This is a genomic window from Arthrobacter sp. ZGTC131 (assembly GCF_002929275.1).
In the GTDB taxonomy this organism is placed as follows: domain Bacteria; phylum Actinomycetota; class Actinomycetes; order Actinomycetales; family Micrococcaceae; genus Arthrobacter.
The window spans coordinates 36,069-49,165 of sequence record NZ_PJIK01000021.1; the positions used below are offsets into that span (position 1 = coordinate 36,069).

13 protein-coding genes and 1 tRNA gene are annotated in these 13,097 nt (G+C 65.6%); 2 read left to right on the plus strand and 12 right to left on the minus strand.

The genetic code is table 11. The features are described from left to right. Positions 1 to 62 precede the first annotated feature (62 nt). On the minus strand, positions 63 to 1,499 hold the full coding sequence (gndA, locus tag CXQ90_RS19710; RefSeq protein WP_104141045.1) for an NADP-dependent phosphogluconate dehydrogenase: 1,437 nt from the start codon (positions 1,497 to 1,499) through the stop codon (positions 63 to 65). 252 nt (positions 1,500 to 1,751) lie between these two features. Here gndA and CXQ90_RS19715 point away from each other — a divergent pair, with 252 nt between their 5' ends. Further along, positions 1,752 to 2,480: a FadR/GntR family transcriptional regulator gene (locus CXQ90_RS19715; RefSeq protein ID WP_104141061.1), complete on the plus strand. Its 729-nt coding sequence runs from the start codon at positions 1,752 to 1,754 to the stop codon at positions 2,478 to 2,480. On the opposite strand, the gene CXQ90_RS19720 is transcribed toward CXQ90_RS19715, so the two are convergent. Genes CXQ90_RS19720 through CXQ90_RS19730 form a run of 3 tightly spaced genes read right to left on the minus strand, consistent with a single transcriptional unit; the run spans position 2,477 to position 5,249 of the window. Then, positions 2,477 to 3,541: an L-idonate 5-dehydrogenase gene (locus CXQ90_RS19720; protein WP_258064626.1), complete on the minus strand. Its 1,065-nt coding sequence runs from the start codon at positions 3,539 to 3,541 to the stop codon at positions 2,477 to 2,479. The two genes, CXQ90_RS19715 and CXQ90_RS19720, sit on opposite strands and share 4 nt — an antisense overlap. Positions 3,542 to 3,549: 8 nt before the next feature. Then, positions 3,550 to 4,320, minus strand: coding sequence for an SDR family oxidoreductase (locus CXQ90_RS19725; RefSeq protein ID WP_104141047.1), 771 nt, complete (start codon positions 4,318 to 4,320; stop codon positions 3,550 to 3,552). Then, the gene (locus tag CXQ90_RS19730; RefSeq protein ID WP_104141048.1) at positions 4,317 to 5,249 is read right to left on the minus strand and encodes an NAD(P)-dependent oxidoreductase; all 933 of its coding nucleotides are present in this window, start codon (positions 5,247 to 5,249) and stop codon (positions 4,317 to 4,319) included. The genes CXQ90_RS19725 and CXQ90_RS19730 overlap by 4 nt, the downstream gene beginning before the upstream one ends. A gap of 70 nt (positions 5,250 to 5,319) precedes the next feature. Between CXQ90_RS19730 and CXQ90_RS19735 the strand changes: the two genes are divergently transcribed. After that, positions 5,320 to 6,384, plus strand: a complete 1,065-nt coding sequence (locus CXQ90_RS19735; RefSeq protein WP_104141049.1) for a D-2-hydroxyacid dehydrogenase — start codon at positions 5,320 to 5,322, stop codon at positions 6,382 to 6,384. 265 nt (positions 6,385 to 6,649) lie between these two features. Here the strand turns inward: CXQ90_RS19735 and CXQ90_RS19740 are convergent, their stop codons facing one another. The 8 genes from CXQ90_RS19740 to CXQ90_RS19775 form a co-directional block, all read right to left on the minus strand. After that, positions 6,650 to 7,168 carry an ATP-binding protein gene (locus CXQ90_RS19740; RefSeq protein ID WP_104141050.1) on the minus strand — a complete coding sequence of 173 codons (519 nt, stop codon included), beginning with the start codon at positions 7,166 to 7,168 and terminating at the stop codon, positions 6,650 to 6,652. A 426-nt stretch (positions 7,169 to 7,594) separates the two neighbouring features. Further along, positions 7,595 to 8,944 (minus strand): MFS transporter, encoded by a 1,350-nt coding sequence (locus CXQ90_RS19745; protein ID WP_104141051.1) that lies wholly within the window; start codon positions 8,942 to 8,944, stop codon positions 7,595 to 7,597. 169 nt (positions 8,945 to 9,113) lie between these two features. Continuing rightward, positions 9,114 to 9,911 carry an IclR family transcriptional regulator gene (locus tag CXQ90_RS19750; RefSeq protein ID WP_104141052.1) on the minus strand — a complete coding sequence of 266 codons (798 nt, stop codon included), beginning with the start codon at positions 9,909 to 9,911 and terminating at the stop codon, positions 9,114 to 9,116. A gap of 307 nt (positions 9,912 to 10,218) precedes the next feature. Then, a complete protein-coding gene (locus CXQ90_RS19755; protein WP_104141053.1) occupies positions 10,219 to 10,509 on the minus strand; it encodes a hypothetical protein in 291 nt (96 codons plus the stop codon). A gap of 135 nt (positions 10,510 to 10,644) precedes the next feature. Next, positions 10,645 to 10,720 (minus strand) — tRNA-Val (locus tag CXQ90_RS19760). A gap of 83 nt (positions 10,721 to 10,803) precedes the next feature. Then, positions 10,804 to 11,733, minus strand: a complete 930-nt coding sequence (locus CXQ90_RS19765; protein ID WP_104141054.1) for an NAD-dependent protein deacetylase — start codon at positions 11,731 to 11,733, stop codon at positions 10,804 to 10,806. 9 nt (positions 11,734 to 11,742) lie between these two features. Continuing rightward, on the minus strand, positions 11,743 to 12,240 hold the full coding sequence (locus tag CXQ90_RS19770; RefSeq protein ID WP_181038643.1) for a peroxiredoxin: 498 nt from the start codon (positions 12,238 to 12,240) through the stop codon (positions 11,743 to 11,745). After that, positions 12,237 to 12,656, minus strand: a complete 420-nt coding sequence (locus CXQ90_RS19775) for a DUF3052 domain-containing protein (protein WP_104141055.1) — start codon at positions 12,654 to 12,656, stop codon at positions 12,237 to 12,239. The genes CXQ90_RS19770 and CXQ90_RS19775 overlap by 4 nt, the downstream gene beginning before the upstream one ends. Positions 12,657 to 13,097: the final 441 nt, after the last annotated feature.

A 13,097-nucleotide genomic window follows, 5' to 3' on the forward strand; every position in this document is an offset into this window, starting at 1 on the left:
GGGGAAGTGCCGGCCGTTAGCGTTCGTAGGGCGTTCCGGTATTGAACCGGGCTAGCCGGTGACTAGTGGGTGTCCACGGCCTCGATCTCGGACTTGTCTTCGCCCCAGAGGGTGTGGAACGTGCCCTCAGCGTCGACGCGGCCGTAGGTGTGTGCACCGAAGAGGTCGCGCTGTCCCTGGATCACGGCGGCCGGGAGGCGCTTGCGGCGCAGGCCGTCGTAGTAAGCCAGCGAGGAGGAGAACACCGGGACGGGGATGCCCAGCTGCACGGCCGTGGCAACAACGCGGCGCCAGGCCGGCAGGACCTCGGCGATGGCCTTGGTGAAGGCCGGAGCGAACAGCAGGTTCGCCGGCTTTTCATCCGCGGCGTAGGCCTTGGTGATTTCCTTGAGCAGTTCTGCACGGATGATGCAGCCGCCGCGCCAGAGCGAAGCGATCTCGTCCAGCTTCAGGTCCCAGCCGTATTCCTTGGCTGCGGAGGTCAGCATGTCCAGGCCCTGGGCGTAGGAGACCAGCTTGGACGCGTACAGCGCCTGGCGGACGTCCTCGACGAACGTCTCCGGAACCTCGACGGCGATTTCCTCGCCGGCGAGCAGTTCCTGGGCCAGCTTGCGCTGCTCGGCCTGCGAGGACAGCGCGCGGGCGAAGACGGATTCGGCGATGCCCGACGTCGGGGACCCCAGCTCGAGCGCGGAGATGACCGTCCAGCGGCCGGTGCCCTTCTGGCCGGCAGCGTCCACGACGACGTCCACGAACGGCTTGCCCGTACGGGTGTCCACGTGGCCCAGGACCTCGGCGGAGATCTCGATCAGGAACGACGCGAGCTCGCCCTTGTTCCACTCTGCGAAGATCTTGGACTGCTCGGCCGGTTCGATGCCGGCACCGGAGCGGAGGAGGTCGAAGGCTTCGCCGATGACCTGCATGTCGGCGTATTCGATGCCGTTGTGGACCATCTTGACGAAGTGGCCGGCGCCGTCGGTGCCGATCCAGGCGCAGCAGGGCTGGCCGTCAACGTTAGCGGCGATCTTTTCCAGCAGCGGGCCGAGGGCGTCGTAGGACTCCTTGGAGCCGCCGGGCATGATGGACGGGCCGTTCAAAGCGCCTTCCTCACCGCCGGAAACACCGATGCCCACGAAGTGCAGGTCCTTCTTGGCAAGGGCGGCTTCGCGGCGGCGGGTGTCCTCGTAGTGCGAGTTGCCGGCGTCGATGATGATGTCGCCCGCCTCCAGCAGCGGCTCGAGCTGCTCGATCACGGAGTCAACCGGCTTGCCGGCCTTGACCATGATCAGGACGCGGCGCGGCTTCTCCAGCGAATTGACGAGTTCTTCAAGGCTTTCGGTACGGACGAAGTCGCCCTCCTGGCCGTACTTTTCCAGCAGTGTGTCAGTCTTCTCGACCGACCTGTTGTGCAGGGCAACGGTGAAGCCGTTCCGGGCCAGGTTGCGGGCAAGGTTGGCACCCATCACCGCAAGGCCGGTGACACCGATGTGTGCTGACATCAAAACTCCAATTCATTTCTGTGCAACGTGTGCAATGGGTCCCGCACGTCCTGCGGAACACGCTTGAGGCAAAGTGGCTGTGAATAAACCATATGTATTGCGGGCCACGTGGGGAAAGTGGCGCCCACGTAGTGGAAAGACGCGCGTCACAAACAGTCTATGATGTACGGCGCCGGGCGCGCCCGCGCCACGGGCGGCCGCGCCATGGGAGCCCGGGAAACAAACCGGCGCCGCCCGATTATGCTTACGAATATGTCAACCAGCCTCCACCACCGTGCCATCGAGCACCTGGGAACCCGAATCGTCGGCGGCAGCCTCCCCACGGGCCACGTCATGCTGGCGGAGCAGCTGGAAGACGAACTCAAAGTGTCACGCTCGGTGGTTCGCGAGGCCGTCCGGGTGCTCCAGTCGCTCGGCCTGGTGGAAACCACCAAGCGCGTGGGAATCAGGGTCCTCCCGCCACACCGCTGGAACCCCTTCGACCCGCAGGTTATCCGCTGGCGGCTGGCCAGTGAAGGCCGCGGCGCACAGCTCAGGTCGCTGGCGGAGCTGCGGTCCGCCGTCGAACCCGTTGCCGCGGAACTCGCCGCCGTGAACGCTCCGGACGATCTCCGCCGGGAGCTGCTGGAGGTGTCCCTCGCCATGCGTGACGCCGGCCAGGCCGGCGACGTGCCCCGGTTCCTGGAACTGGACATCCAGTTCCACTCTCTGCTGCTCAGCGGGTCCGGCAACGAAATGTTCGCCAACCTCGTGGGCCAGGTGGCCGAGACGCTGACCGGCCGCACGGTGCACGGGCTGATGCCGGACCGCCCCCGCGACGTCGTCCTCCAGTGGCACCTGGACGTTGCCAAGGCAATCTTCACCGGCGATGCCGCGGAAGCCCGCGAGGCGTCCAGTCTCATCATGCGCCAGACCATCTCGGAGATGGAGCCGGTATGGGTCGAGCAGCCGCGGGTATTCGTCCCGGTGCCCCGCCGCTAGCGATCCGACGCAAAGCTCAGCAGCACTTTGCCGGATTCGGCGGAGTTGCGGGCGACGCCAAAGGCTTCGAGGGCCTCGGCCACGGGGTATTCGTGGGTGATGACGGGTTCGATGTGGAGGGTGCCGTCGGCCAGGGCGGCGATGACGTCGTCGATTTCGTCGTTGAAGCGGAAGGAGCCCTTGAGGTCGAGTTCCCGGGTGATGGCCAGGGAGATCAGGACGGGCTGCGGGCCGGTGGGCAGCAGGCCCACCATCACCACGGTCCCGCCGCGGGCGGCGCCCCGGATCGCGGAGGCCAGCCCGTGATGGTTCCCGGAGGACTCGATCACCACATCGGCTTCGACGGCGGCGATCGCGTCGGCGTCGCCGGCGGCCAGCACCTCGTCCGCGCCGACCGCGGCGGCGATCTCGAGCGGTTTGGCGTGCATGTCGACCGCGACGATCCGGGCCGCGCCGGCCCGTTTCAGGACCGCGACGGCCAGCGCGCCGATGGGCCCGGACCCGATCACCAGCGCGGTCTTTCCCGCAACGTCGCCGGCCCGCGCCACGGCATGCCAGGCAACGGACGCGGGTTCGATCAGCGCCGCCGTGCGCAGGTCCAGATTCTCCGGTAGTGCCCGGAGCATCCGGGCCGGCAGGTTCACGTACCGGCTGAACGCGCCGTCGGTATGCGGGAACCGGGCCGCGCTGCCGAGGTAGGTGCAGCCGGGCGAGAGGTTTGGCCGGTCCGCCGGATACCGGGCCGCGCCCGGCCCCGGAGTGGCCGGATGAACCGCGACGGCAGTCCCCGCGGCGGGGCCGGTGCCGTCCGCCGCGGGCCGGACCACGCGCCCGGAAATCTCGTGGCCGAGCACCAGCGGGGCCTTCAGGATCGACTCCCCCGCGGCGCCGTGGAGCCAGTAGTGCAGGTCCGAGCCGCAGATGCCGCCATAGGCCACTTCGACGACGGCCTCGTCCGGCCCCGGCGCCGCCAGCGGGGCCTCCTCGATCCGCAGGTCACCCTTCGCGTATGCGACCACGGCCGGGCCCGCGGCCGGCAAAGCTGTTGAACCATCCGTCACCGGCGCCATCAGACCACCACCGTCATTCCGCCGTCGATGAAGATCGTCTGGCCGTTGACGAAGTCCGAGCCGCTCGAGGCCAGCCAGACTGCCGGGCCTGCCAGGTCCTGCACGGTCCCCCACCGGTTCGCCGGGGTCCGGCCCAGGATCCAGGAATTAAACTCCGCATCGTCCACCAGGTTTTGCGTCATCTCGGTGTGGATGTAACCCGGCGCGATCCCGTTGATCTGCAGCCCTGAGGCCGCCCACTCCGCGGTCATGGCCCGGGTCAGGTTCCGCAGCCCGCCCTTGGCCGCGATGTACGGGGCGATCGTGGGGCGGGCCAGGTCGGTCTGCACCGAGCAGATGTTGATGACCTTCCCCCGGCCCCGGGGAATCATGTGCCGGGCCGCCTCCCGGCCCACCAAAAACGCGCTGGTCAGATCCGTGGAGATCACCCGTTCCCAGTCCTTCACATCCAGCTCCAGCATCGGCACGCGGTGCTGGATCCCGGCGTTGTTCACCAGGATCTCCAGCGGACCCACGTTCTCCTCCACCCACGCGATGCCGGAGGCGGCTGCTGCGTCGTCCGTGACGTCGAACGCGCAGCTGTGCACCCGGCCGGGCGCGTAGTCGGCCGCCATCGCAGCCTCGGCGGCCTTGAGCCGCTCCGGACTGAGCCCGTTCAGCACCACCGTGGCCCCGGCATCGGCCAGCGCCCGCGCTAACGCGTTGCCGATTCCCCGGCTCGAACCGGTCACCAGGGCAATACGCCCGGTCAGGTCAAAAAGTGAATTCATTGTGGAAGGGTCCCTCTCTTCGCGGCGTCCGCGGTCGTCCTGCTGAGATTGGAAATGGTCTGCCTGACGACGGCGAGGTCCTGGTCCCCCAGCCCCTGCCGCTTCAGTTCCGCGTAGAGTTCGACGCCGGCCCGCGCCATGGGGACGGCGGTGCCGGCCGCTTCGGCCGACTCCACGACGAAGGACAGGTCCTTGTGCATGAACTTGGCCGGCCCGGTGAGCGTGTAGTCCTTGCGCACGAGCCGCGGGCCCACGACGTCCAGGACCCTGCTTCCGGCGAGTCCGCCGGCCAGGACCTCGTAGAGCGCCGCGACTTCCAGGCCGGAGCGCTCGGCGAGCTCAGCCGACTCGGCGAGCGCCGCCGTCGTGGTTCCCACGATCAGCTGGTTGCAGGCCTTCGCCAAGGACCCCGCGCCGAGCGGGCCAAGGCGCCGAACGGTGGCTCCCATGGCCTCGAACATCGGCAGCAACCTGCGGAAGTCCGCTTCGTCGTCGGCCCCGGCCATGATGGCCAGGGTTCCCTCTGTGGCGCCCTTGGTGCCCCCGCTAACAGGGGCATCGACCACAACGGCGTTGCCTGCGCTGGCTTCGCGGACGCGGCGGCCGAATTCGCGGACGCCCTCGGGGGAAACGCTGCTCATGACCACCAGTGCCGTCCCGGGTGCCGGAGGCGTGTCCGCCCAGCTGGCCAGCAGCCCGGCCGCGGCCTCCTCGATGTATCCGAGGTCCGGGAGCATGAAAACGGTCACGGGTTCGTCGCGGAGTGCCGCCACGTCACCGGCCACCTCGCCGCCGCGGTTCCTGAAATCTTCCAGCGCGGCGGGCGAGCGGTTCCACGCGGTGACCGACCACCCGTCCCTGAGGAGGTTGGTCGCCATGGGCGCCCCCATCAGTCCCAGGCCGACGAAGCCCGCTCTCTGTATATTCATATTCGGCGCAACCTCACATCTTCGTGGTTAATCTCGGGAAATCTGTTCAGCATTCTAGCCTCAATTCAGTATGATGAACACTATGACGACCCAAACCACCGTCGCGATCGCCGTACCGCTCGAAGCCGAGCTGGTGGACCGCATCCGCGCCGTAGACCCTTCCGTGACCGTTCTCTACGAACCCGATCTGCTGCCTCGGGAACGCTTCCCGGCCGACCACGCCGGCGACCCCGCGTTCCAGCGCACGCCCGAGCAGGAGGAGCACTACTGGGCGATGCTGGGCAAGGCCCAGGTGCTGTACGGCTTCCCGAATGAAAGTCCTGCCGGACTGGCCCGGATCGCCCGGGAAAACCCGCACCTGCAGTGGATCCACGCCATGGCCGCCGGGGCGGGCGGCGCCGTCAAGGCCTCGGGCCTCGACGCCGGGACACTGAACAAGTTCAAGGTGACCACCTCCGCGGGTGTCCACGCCCTGCCGCTGGCCGAGTTTGCCGCGATGGGGATCCTCAACGGCTTCAAGCGGAGCGCCGAGCTTGCCCAGGACCAGGCCGCCAAGGTCTGGCCGGAGCTGCGGACGCCGACGCGGCTGGTCAACGGCTCATCCCTGGTGGTCACGGGCCTGGGTGAGATCGGCCTGGAAACGGCACGGATTGCCCGAGCCCTCGGCATGAAGGTCAGCGGGACCAAGCGCAACGTGGAGCCGATCGACGGCATCGAAGAAGTGGCCGACAACAGCGACTTGGCAGGCCTGCTGGCCTCGGCCGACGCTGTTGTGAATACCCTGCCCGGCACGCCCTTCACGGAGAAGCTCTTCAACCGCGAGATCTTCGGGGCAATGAAGCCGGGCACCGTGTTTGTGAACGTGGGACGCGGAACGGTGGTGGACGAGGACGCACTGCTGGAGGCACTGGAAAACGGCCGGGTCTCGTATGCCTGCCTGGACGTGTTCGCTGTGGAGCCGCTCCCCCAGGACAGCCCGCTGTGGAACCACCCCAAGGTGATGGTCTCTCCGCACACGTCCGCGCTGAGTGCCGCTGAAAACCGCCTCATCACCGAGCGGTTCTGCAGCAACCTGCGGACCTTCCTCGACGGCGGCGAACTCCCGCACCTCGTGGACACGGTCCACTTCTACTAAACGCCAGTATCCCAGCAGGGCACTGACCGGCGGGCGGCCTCTCCAGAAGCGGAGGGGCCGCCCTTTTGTGTCTGCGGGCCACGGGCCGGACGGGTGGGAACCGCGATAAGTGGCAGTGTTTTCGCAGCGGCAAATGGCACTTCTGGTGCCCGTAACGCCGATCCTCTAGCGGGCAGCTCACTTTGAATGGGTTTCGTTCTCACGACCGAGAGATGCCCCGTTCGGGAAAGCGTCGCATGTTTCCTGGGCATCCGCTTCCACGCGATCAGTTCTGGATGGCTGTCGCAATCAGGGAGGCTGTTTGGGCCTGGGTGAGGTGTGTCGTGTTGATTACTTCCGCCTCCTTGTGGAGCCATGTGCGAGCTGCCTCGGCATACGGCTCGAGGTACTTAAGGCGGAAGGGCGAGGGGATGACGTGCTCTCCCTCGATACGCCCCCGGAGGGTGTCTTGGTCGGCGTGGAGGACGAAGTGCCTTACTGGGATGGAGTGATGGCCCAGTCCGGCACTGATTTCGCGCCAATAGCTCTCGACCAAAACGGTCATAGGGATCACCAGTGTTCCGCCGGTGTAGTCGAGGATGCGCCGCGCGGTGTCTACGACAAGCGGCCTCCACGGTGGCCAATGCTGGAAATTGTCTGTCGCAGGTAGCCCCGGTTTGAGGTCCATGAGCGTCTCACCGACTTTTTCAGCGTCGAAGACTTGCGAGTCAGGGACGAGCTTCTGCACGAAGGCACTCGTTGTTGTCTTACCAGCGCCATGAGTTCCGTTGATCCAGATAATCACGATCCAAACACTAACGGGGGTGCGACGCGAAGTGAGAACAGGCGAGGAGTACGCGCCGTCGGTGTGTGCAAACTTCTTGGCGGAAGCACCTTCTGACCCTGCACGACGCCGGCGAACATACGCAGGCTGAAACTGGCCGAGCTGTTCCGGGTGTCCCGGACGACGGTACCGCGAGCCAACGACGCACCATCTGAAGCCGACGCGGCGAGGACTGCTTGGAACGCCAGATAGCGCTGCAAAAAGAACGCCATCTCGCGCTGCGATTCACACTCGACGGGGATGCGTGACGGAACTCAGCCACGGGACCGGGCAAGGCCGGATGCACCTACGTCGGGGACAACGAAGGCTGTGACCCCTTCCCGAGGGAAGGGGCCACAGCCTTCGAGCGCAGTGACGGTGCTGGGCAGGGATGCCGGGTCCGTAGTGCTAGCTCGCGTCCTCCGTGAGCAAGAGGTCGCGGCCCACGGTCTCAGGGGTGAAGAAGGTGGTGGCAAAGGAGATCAGCGCAAGCACCAGCGAGTAGACGGCGAGTACCAGCCACGAGTGATCCGTTGCCGCCAGCAGCGAAGCACCCACCAGCGGAACCAGCCCGCCCGCCAGGACAGCCGAGAGCTCGCGGCTCATGGCCACACCGGTGAAGCGGTACTGGGAGCCGAAAAGCTCAGGCAGCAACGGGCACTGCGGGCCGAGCATGGACTGGACTCCCAGGGCGATGCCCACCACCATGACTACCCAGACGAGCGTGACGTTGCCCAGGGTGACCAGGTAGAACGCCGGGAGGGCGATGACAGCCTGGAACAGCGCACCGTAGCGGTAGACCGGCACGCGGCCGAACCTGTCCGACAGTGCACCGAACGTGACCACCATGACGGCGGCGAAGCCTGCGGCGATGAGGAGCCCCACCGGCCCGATGAACTTGTCACCCGGGAAGACACCGTCCTTCGCCGCAAGGAACGCAATCAGCAGGGCGGAGTAGATCGAGGAGTTGCCGTTCTCGCCCATGCGGAGGCCGATGCCGATGAGGACGTTCTTCTTCGAGTGCTTCCACAGCTGCCCGATGGGGTTCTTGACCACATTCTTGTGCTTCTCCAGCTCCTGGAAGACCGGAGTTTCCTTGAGCCGCAGCCGGATGAAGATAGCCACCGCAATCAGCAGCACGCTGGCCAGGAAGGGCACGCGCCACAGCCAGCCTTCGAGGACAGCTTTGTCGGCCATGGCAATCAGCGCGAAGGTCCCGGCACCGAGGAGCGTGCCCAGCTGGATTCCGACGAACGGCAGGGAAGCGAAGAAACCACGACGGCGGCGCGGGGCGACTTCCGAAATAAGAGTGGTGGCGCCGGCCTGCTCGGCTCCGGCGCCGAGCCCCTGCAGGATGCGGAGCGTCACGAGGAGGACCGCGCCCAGCATGCCTGCCTGCTCAAACGTGGGCAGCAGGCCGATGGCGAAGCTGGCGGTGCCCATCAGTCCGATCGTCAGGATGAGCACCATCTTGCGGCCGAACCGGTCGCCAATGTAGCCGAAGATCACCCCGCCAAACGGGCGGGCTGCGAACCCCACCCCGTAGGTGGCGAAGGATGCGATCAATGCTCCGTCCTCGCCGAGCGGCTTGAAGAACAGCGGCCCGAAGATCAGGGCCGAAGCGAGCCCGTAAATGTAGAAGTCGTAGTACTCCAGCGCGGAGCCTACGGAGCTGGCAAGAGTTGCCCTTCGCAGCTGTTCCGGTTCGACGACGGCGCCGTCCGCATCAGCCAGCGGTGATTCAGTACGAGTAGTCACAAGCACTCCCTCATAGACACAACAGGCCCCCGTTGGCCTGGTGGGATAGCGGCAACACCCGTGGCGTCGATCACTATGTTGAACAGAGTACAACATGATGAACAACTCGCCAATACCCTGTGTTGCTGCCCGCGCAAAGGCCCCAATGTGACGCGGCTCGCAGCCCCGTTCAGCCCATGGGATTGCCCAAAGACCTCGCCAGTTCGTTGAGTTCTTTCACCATTTGGGCCCCCTGCTCGTCCGAGTACGTCGCCTTGAGAGCCGTCACGGAAAGCCCCAGGCTGGGGCCGTGGGCGCCGCGGGTTGGCACGGACACGGCGAGGCAGACGACGCCGGTAGTGGATTCCTCATCCTCGAATGCATAGCCCTTTTCGCGGATCTCGCGGATCTGGGCTTTGAGTTCCGATCCCGTGCGCAAGGACTTCGGGGTCAACACCGGAAGCTCCGCATCATCGGCAAACATGGCGTCGATGTCGTGGTCGTGGAGCCGGGCGACGAGGGCCTTGCCCACGGCACACAGCGAGACCGGCATCTTGTCACCGATGTTGGACGTCAGCCTGACTGCAGGGTGGCCTTCATACCGCGCCAGGTAGATGACGTTGGTGCCGTCCAGCATGGCAATCCGGACGGTTTCCCCGGACAGCGTGGGTGCCTGCTCGCAGAACCGGTAAAACTCCTGCACCTCGTCGAGCCTGCTCAGATAGGCCGCGCCGAGCTCCACAAGCTTCCGTCCCAGCGTGTATTCAGCTCCCTGGCGGCTGATCAGTCGCGCCTCTTCGAGGGCGAGCAGCAGGTTGGACGTCGACGACTTGGGTATGCCCAGCTCGCGGGCCAGGTCACTGAGCGTCAGCCTGCCCGTCGCAGAGCCGGCTAGGGCCTCTAAGACGGCCGCCGCCCTGGTGACGGCCGGCGCCGGCGAGGTGCTGCCCAATCCGTCGTTGGGCCGGGGTGCGCGGGAATCGACCATGATTCTCCTTCAATCGGTGCGCGCTCGGAAAGCGCGGGCAGCTTCGGCGGCCAGCCATGCAGACGCAGCGGAAGCCCGCAGCATCTGTTCATTTGGCTGAACACTTACCATCATAATGGCTTTGGCGGTCTGCGGAGGCGGTGCCGAGGTCGAAGCCGCAGGCCTTCCCGTGACAATCGGGGCCGATGAAGCCATCTGCCGGCGGCACGGCGAATCAGTTTCGTGTTTCCAAATGTTCACGGTATATTCAAGTTAAGCCTTCCACCGCGGCATCCCCCAATAGTCGCGGTGGAAGGCTTTTCCAATTTCAGGCCGCATCCGCAATGGCGCTCCGCAGCTTCCAGCCACCGCCCAGGCCGTCCCGCAGGATCTCCATAGTGGTCAGGGCCGACTCTTCGTTCCGTCCCAATCTCGCCTGAAGACGCCAGACCTCCACGTCCACGCGGCTGAGGCCAACGGGCATTCTGCGCTCGGCCTCCCACCAGCTGACGCGTTCAAACCAGCGGACCGGCTCGGCCCCGACAGTCCACTCACGCCCGCCACGGATAACGGCGCCGGGCCGGCCGTCAGTGGCGGTTTTCACCAGTACATGTTCCATGCCCGCAGACTACGGAAGGGCACTGACATTTCCGGGTCCAGGCATGTCCGGGTCAGGCATTAGTTGCCGCAGTGCGTCTCCGGAAAGCACAAAACCCCGCCGGCAGGCTGTCAGGCCTGCGGACGGGGTTTTTCGTGGTGGGTCCTACCGGGATCGAACCGATGACATCCACGGTGTAAACGTGGCGCTCTACCAGCTGAGCTAAAGACCCATTCTGCGGATTTTTCACACCGAAGTGCTCGAACCAACGAACATAGACTCTACCGGATCGAGCCCCTGAAATGCCAATCCGGGTCAGTGCTCAGGAAGTCCGGGCAACTCCGCAGCCAGCCAGGCGAGGGACTCACTGACGCCGGCGGCGAGCTTGATGGTGGCCAGGTCATCGCCGCGGGTCTCGCCGCGGTTGATGATGACCACGGGCTTGCCCTGTTTAGCGGCGTGCCTTACAAAGCGCAGCCCGCTCATGACACTGAGGGAAGAGCCGGCAACCAACAAGGCGGCGGCCTGGTCCACCATGGCGTAGGCGCGTTCGACCCGCTCCTTGGGGACGTTTTCGCCGAAGTACACAAAGTCTGGTTTGAGGACCCCGCCGCAGGCAGGGCACCCTGCAACCACGAAGCTGCCGATCAGTTGTGAGTCCTCCACCGTGGCATCGGCATCCGGCGCGATTTCCCCTGCTCCGGACTCCGATGCCCGGTGCAGGAAGTCCGGATTCAGCTCCTCCAGGACGGCCGCGAGGAGCTGCCGGGAGTACGTACGTTTGCAGTCAAGGCAGATCACCCGGTCGAAACGGCCGTGCAGGTCAACCACGTTCACGCTGCCGGCGTCCTCGTGCAGGCGGTCAACGTTCTGTGTGATCAAGCCCGTCAGGAGTCCCCGCCGCTCCAGAGCGGTCACCGCGGCATGGCCTGCATTGGGATCAGCGCGGCGGAGGTGGGACCAGCCGATATGGTTCCGTGCCCAGTACCGCTGCCGATTCGACGCGTCCCGCACGAACTCCTGGTAGGTCATGGGTGACCGTGGTGGCGAATCAGGCCCCCGGTAGTCCGGGATCCCCGAATCCGTGCTCAGCCCGGCTCCCGTCAGCAGCGCCATGCGCAGCCCGGACAGCAGTTCCTTGATGCCGGCCAGGACCTCGAGATCATCGGCGGACGGGCGGGCACGCGGCACCGGCGGCTGACTGGCAAACCCTGTCAGCCCTATGCCGGACCGCCGCTGATCCATGGGTAGGACCTAGGCCAGCCTCGCCAGCACCCGGCGGTACTCGCCGAGGTCACGCGCCTGGCCCCGAGGGTTGACCACGACGTAGCGGACCGTGCCGCCGCCGTCGATGATGAAGGTCCCCCGGCGCGCCATTCCGCTCTCCGCGTCAAAGACGCCGTACTTTTCAGCTACGGCCCCATGCGGCCAGAAGTCAGCCAGCAGGTTGAACCGGTAGCCCTCTTGCTCGGCGTACGCCCGGAGGGCGAACTTGCTGTCCACCGAGACCGCCAGCACTTCGGCGTCGGAATCCTCGAAGACGGCCAGGTTGTCCCTGATCTCGCACAACTCCCCGGTACAGATGCCGGAGAAGGCGAACGGATAGAAGACAAGCACGACGTTGCGGCCGCGGAAGTCCGCCAGCCGGACGGGCTCACCATACTGGTTCACCAACGTGAAATCCGGAGCCTGCTCACCTACCGCGGGCGCACCGGCGACTTCCGTTGTCACAACGGAGCCAGGTGCCGTCACTTGTTCTTCCTGGTGACCAACCGCGTGGCGCTCCAGTCCTTGGACACGCCCGCTGATGTGGTGACGTGAAGCCCGGCTGTGGGTGCGGCTTCCTGGATCTCCCCCGGTGACACGTAACCGAGGCGCCCGGACTTCGGCGTCAGCACCCAGACCACACCGGTCTCACTCAGGGTGGTCAGTGAATCCATGAGCGTGTCCACCAGGTCTCCGTCGCCGTCCCGCCACCAGAAGATGACGGCGTCCACAACGTCATGATCGTCTTCGTCCAGGAGCTCGGACCCGGTGAGATCCTCTATGTCGTCACGCAAGTCGAAGTCGACGTCGTCGTCGTAACCGAACTCCTGAATCAGATCCCCGTTCTTGAAACCCAATTTTTCCGCCACATTTACCGAAGTGGCGGCGTCGGCCTCGCTCACGTGTTCCTCCTATGCATGGTGATATCGATTACTCCAAGCCAACACCCTTTGGGCGTGGGCTTCAAGCTAGTGCTGCCGCGGTGCGGCTTATTCTGCGTCACACAACCAGTATGACGGTCAAATACGGCAGGGGCGTCAGGCACGGCTACGCATCGGCAAGCCGTCAGAGCTAGAGTGACTGGTGACATCTATGCCTGCGGGGCGACCGCCCTGGACGGATAAGCAGTCGTAGACGAGATAGAACCCTGCCCGGCGCACATGACCGGGCTGTTGTAACCGATATGTCGCACACGTCGCGTTCACGCCAGGCAGCTACCCTGCCGGACCTGAGGGCGCCGATGCATGCGCGCAAAGAGAGGTTGGACGTGGCTGCAGGAGAAGATACCTCCCATATCCTCAGCGGGTTGACTAACCAGCTGCCTGATCGTGATCCGGAAGAGA

Bases quoted from the DNA above. Each gene is read 5' to 3' on its own strand.
- CXQ90_RS19725 (WP_104141047.1), bottom strand. From the start codon at position 4,320: ATGAATTCACTTTTTGACCTGACCGGGCGTATTGCCCTGGTGACCGGT.
- CXQ90_RS19765 (WP_104141054.1), bottom strand. From the start codon at position 11,733: ATGGATCAGCGGCGGTCCGGCATAGGGCTGACAGGGTTTGCCAGTCAG.
- gndA (WP_104141045.1), bottom strand. From the start codon at position 1,499: ATGTCAGCACACATCGGTGTCACCGGCCTTGCGGTGATGGGTGCCAAC.
- CXQ90_RS19750 (WP_104141052.1), bottom strand. From the start codon at position 9,911: ATGGTCGATTCCCGCGCACCCCGGCCCAACGACGGATTGGGCAGCACC.
- CXQ90_RS19755 (WP_104141053.1), bottom strand. From the start codon at position 10,509: ATGGAACATGTACTGGTGAAAACCGCCACTGACGGCCGGCCCGGCGCC.
- CXQ90_RS19715 (WP_104141061.1), top strand. From the start codon at position 1,752: ATGTCAACCAGCCTCCACCACCGTGCCATCGAGCACCTGGGAACCCGA.
- CXQ90_RS19730 (WP_104141048.1), bottom strand. From the start codon at position 5,249: ATGAATATACAGAGAGCGGGCTTCGTCGGCCTGGGACTGATGGGGGCG.
- CXQ90_RS19735 (WP_104141049.1), top strand. From the start codon at position 5,320: ATGATGAACACTATGACGACCCAAACCACCGTCGCGATCGCCGTACCG.